Origin of the sequence: Planktothrix sp. FACHB-1355 (assembly GCF_014748295.1) — a bacterium.
Lineage (GTDB): Bacteria > Cyanobacteriota > Cyanobacteriia > Cyanobacteriales > Aerosakkonemataceae > Aerosakkonema > Aerosakkonema funiforme_A.
Window position 1 is genome coordinate 1 of record NZ_JACJUP010000515.1, and the last position, 4,503, is coordinate 4,503.

Sequence of the window (4,503 nt, forward strand, 5' to 3'; positions counted from 1 at the left end):
GAAGCAGAGACAATCGGAGGAAGGAAAGCAAGTGTTGCAATTGTTCGTTTTCGGGAAGGAGATCGAGTTCTTCGAGAGATCGATCGAGAGTCAAACCAGAACGATAGAGAATGCGAAAAGCTTTTTTGAGATATCCGAGTTCAGCAGAAGTAAAACCGGCGCGTTTAATGCCAACCAAATTGAGACTTCGCACACGCGAAGGGTTGCCCTCGACTAACATATAAGGAGGCACATCGCGATCGATCCGACTCATACCGCCCACCATTGCCAGAGTGCCAACACGAACAAATTGATGGATACCCAACACCCCGCCAATCACAGCTTTTGACTCAATGTGAACGTGACCGGCTAAGGAAACATTGTTAGCAATGACCACAGAATTTTCGATCGCACAATTGTGTGCGACGTGAACATATGCCATCAAGAGATTGTGATTGCCAATAACCGTTGCCTCACCTGCATTGGTAGCGCGATTGATAGTGACATATTCGCGAATCTTATTGCCATCGCCGATTTTCACCGAACTAAGGGAGCCATCGTATTTTAAATCTTGGGGTTCCAAGCCAATTGCTGCGCCGGGAAAAATTTCGTTGCGTTCGCCAATTTCTGTTGGCCCTTCAATCACTGCATGATGACCGATAACAGTTTCGGCACCAACTTTTACTTTTTCGCCAATCACCGCATAAGCGCCTACCCGAACAGAGGGGTGCAGCTCAGCGTGGGGATGAATTACAGCTGTGGGATGAATCAGGGTAGGCATTTGTGAGTTGTGTGCTGCTAATTGCTAGTTATTAATTGGGAAGTGAGAAAATTTAAAATTTTAGATGGCAAAATAGGAGATTGAATTTCAATCTAAAATCTAAAATCTAAAATCTAAAATCTAAAATTCTCCATCACCCATTACCAGCTTTAGTCTACAAGGGAAAACATCAGTTCGCCTTCGCAAGCCAGTTGGCCGTCCACTTCAGCACGAGCCTGCATTTTACCAAAGCGACGCCGCTTGACGCATAGCAGTTCCGCAGTCATCACCAGTTGGTCGCCCGGTACGACAGGACGGCGGAAACGGACGCCATCAATGCCAGCAAACACAAACAAGCTGCCTTCAATATCGGGTAACTGAGTCAAAACTATACCACCAACTTGAGCCATAGCTTCCACAATCAGTACACCCGGCATCAGGGGACGTCCGGGAAAGTGACCTTGAAAATGAGGTTCGTTGATGCTAACGTTTTTAATTCCGACTGCCAGCTTTCCCGGCACATAATCGATAATCCGGTCTACGAGTAAAAAGGGATAGCGGTGCGGCAGCAGATTCTGAATTTCTTCGATCGTCAAAATTGTTTTGGTAGATGTCGCAGAACCATTGCCTAATTTTACTTCTGTTGAAGTTTGGGAGTCGGGTGTGTTTACGTCAATCAATGTGGACATGAGTGGATAGATGGATGCTGGTGTGTAAGTGCAGAAGAAGGGACTGGGTAAAGTCAAAAGTCAAAAGTCAATCATTCAAAAATCTCCTAATTTCTCATCCCCAGTCCCTGTTGTTGCAACAACCGCGCCAATTTGACATGCAGGTTGTGGCTGGCTTTGTAGGCGAGGAAGTGGGCTACCGGAAAATTTCCCAGTAAGCTCAGATCGCCTACTAAGTCTAAAATTTTATGACGCACTGGCTCATTTGGAAATCGTAATGGAGGATTAATCCAACCGGACTCACCGCAAACGATCGCATTTTCCAAACTGCCTCCTTTAATTAAACCCTTAGCGCGTAACTCATCGATCTGGTGTGCCAAACCAAAAGTACGAGCGGGAGCGATCGCCACAGCAAAACTTTCCCTGCTTGGCGACCAACTGTACCACTGATTGCCGATCGCTGGCAAGTCGAAATCAATCCCGTAGCTAAATCGAATTTCCGCCGTCGGTACAGCCGCCACAAAAGCATCGCCTTGATAAATCCAAATCGGTTCTTCGAGTAGTGCAGGCGTCTCGTCTGCATCCGTGTCCGTGTTGGCGATTAATCCTGCTTGAGTGATTTCTTCCACCCAAACTTTAGCCGAACCATCCAAAAGCGGCACTTCCGGGCCATCGATTTCAATCCGAACGTTATCCACTCCCATCCCCGCCAATGCAGCCAACAAGTGTTCTACCGTGCGAACAGATACCGAGTCCTGACCCAACTGAGTCGAGAGAACAGTCTGACTGACAACTTCGAGGCTTGCTGGAATTATTGGCTGTTCTGGCAAATCTACTCGAACAAAGTAGCGACCTTCACCGGGCGATGCTGGTAGGACTCGCACTTTAGTAACAGCGCCGCTGTGGAGTCCGACGCCGGACATTTCAAAGGCATTTGCTAACGTTTGTTGAGCTTTCATTTTTCTTGGGGCTTCAGGAGTTTGTAACTTCTCATTTAAACCAAAATAGAGATATTTTGCAATCCCATATACCCATTAATTTTAGGCATTAAAACTTGGAATATTCTTAGAATAATTATTCAATAAATATTGACTTTCCTACAAAATCAAACTAGCTTACTCACCCTCTATTCCTCGGAATGAACAGGCACTCAAGTAGAGATTAGAGTAATTTTCAATTTAATAACAGCCTACCTAAATATCCAAATCGTGGCGAACCTTTCATTCCCACAACTCTGTATACCCAACGGAAAGACTGTGTTTACATCTGTGTTCATCTGTGTTTATCTGTATTCATCTGTGGTAAAATATATTAAAAAAAAACTTTTTAGATAAATTTTAACCCACACTCCAATAAACAAATGGTCGGCAATACCCACCCTGTAGGGGCGATCGTATTTGGGCGATAAATTTTCGCGCTCACCAAATGCGATCGTCCCGACGAAAAAGTGCAAAACACAGAGAGATTAGAAGCGTTCCCCAATACCGAAGTGAATGCGACTGTCTCCATCATCATTTAGACCGTAATCGACCCGAATCGGGCCGAGAGGAGATTGAATCCGCACCCCAATCCCGTAGCCGAAACCTGTACCGGGCTTACCGCGCACACCCGCCGGGTCTCCAGGTACGCTTCCACCGGTGCCCAAGTCTGTACCGAAATCGACAAAAAGAGCGCCACCGATAATCGAAAAAACGGGGAAACGATATTCAGCAGTAGCCTGGAAATAACTGCGACCGCTACCCAAGTCGCCTTCATCGTAGCCTCGGACAGAGTTAGTACCGCCCAGAGAGAACGCTTCGTAGGGAGGTAAATCGTTCAGCACAGTTCCCGCTTGCAAGTTAAAAGCGAGAGCTTGCGGGCCAGGGGTAAAACTGGTAAATCTGACTGGGACGAAGTAACTGTAGCTACCGCGCAGGCGAGTCAGGAAAACATTCCCCAGACCTATGGGCACAGACTGTTCGAGACCGAACCGCAGTAGGGAACCGCTGGTAGTACGTAGAGGATTGTTGCGTCGATCGCGCACCACACCCAGCTGCACCAATACCAGATCGTCTTTACCCTCACCGCTAAAGCTCAAATCATTACCCAACTCGTCTACCGGACTGATATCGCCATCGCGATCGCGAATCGAAACTCGTTGATATTGCAATCCCAAAGATGCTACCCATTCAGAATCCGCTAGAGGATTTCTCGAAAGCGGACGGTTAAAAGTGACACCACCACCCAAGCGCAGAATGCGAGGTCGATCGTCATTGGGCAGTCTAATTTCCGGGTCACCACCATCAAAAATCAGAGAAATCGATCGGCGTCTGAAGAAATTAACTGTGTAGGAAGTGCGATAAGGGTCGCCACCAATCCAAGGATCGGTGAAGCGGACATCAAACAGCAACTCCCGCTGACCCAACTGCACCTCTGTGCCAATTTTCTGGTTATTACCGCCCAGGTTTTGCTCCTGATAGCTAACCGTACCGAACAAACCGCTAGCAGAACTAAATCCAGCACCAGCTGCGATCGAACCGCTATTCCTCTCCTTCACATTCACAATCACATTCACTTGGCGCGGGTCTTGTCCTGGGTTCAAAGACAGCTGGACATCTTCAAACAAACCCAAACGGAAGACTCGCTGCAAATCCCTTTGCACTTCGTTGCGGTTAAATACCTGTCCGGGTTTGAGTGCCAATTCCCTAGTCACAATATAGGGGCGAGTGCGACCTCGAATTGGCTGACCTTGCTCGTTTGTGGTTTCCCCTTCTTTATTCAAAAAGCGGACTTGAATACTTTCCACCACACCTTCAGCAACAGACAGCGTAACCGTTCCTTCCGGCGAAACTTGCGTGTCTACCACCTGCGCCAACACGTAACCCTTATCTTTGTACCACTGTTCTAAGCGCTTGATGGCTTCCTGCAAGGTGCGGAAGTTGAGAGTATTGTTGTATTGCGGGCTAAATATTTCCTGTACTACGCTCTGTTGCAGAACTCGGTTACCTTCCACCTGTACGGAACGCAACACTGGGTTAGGTTCTACCACAAAAGTGACTCTGACGCCCAAAGCAGTATCGCTAGGTTCCGCTCGCACATTGGAGAAGTAGCCGGTTG

The 4,503-nt window shown here is 47.5% G+C and carries 4 protein-coding genes; all 4 read right to left on the minus strand.

Annotated elements, in window-relative coordinates; all coding sequences use genetic code 11:
• Window positions 1–760 (minus strand): acyl-ACP--UDP-N-acetylglucosamine O-acyltransferase (lpxA, locus tag H6S82_RS19595; RefSeq protein ID WP_191056588.1); only part of this gene is annotated, 760 nt, incomplete at its 3' end.
• 149 nt (window positions 761–909) lie between these two features.
• The gene (gene fabZ / locus H6S82_RS19600) at window positions 910–1,428 is read right to left on the minus strand and encodes a 3-hydroxyacyl-ACP dehydratase FabZ (protein ID WP_190473042.1); all 519 of its coding nucleotides are present in this window, start codon (window positions 1,426–1,428) and stop codon (window positions 910–912) included.
• Window positions 1,429–1,514: 86 nt separating this feature from the next.
• Complete coding sequence (gene lpxC / locus H6S82_RS19605) at window positions 1,515–2,366, minus strand: UDP-3-O-acyl-N-acetylglucosamine deacetylase (RefSeq protein WP_190473045.1); 852 nt, start codon at window positions 2,364–2,366, stop codon at window positions 1,515–1,517.
• A gap of 506 nt (window positions 2,367–2,872) precedes the next feature.
• A partial coding sequence (locus tag H6S82_RS19610; protein WP_191056589.1) for a BamA/TamA family outer membrane protein occupies window positions 2,873–4,503 on the minus strand: 1,631 nt, incomplete at its 5' end.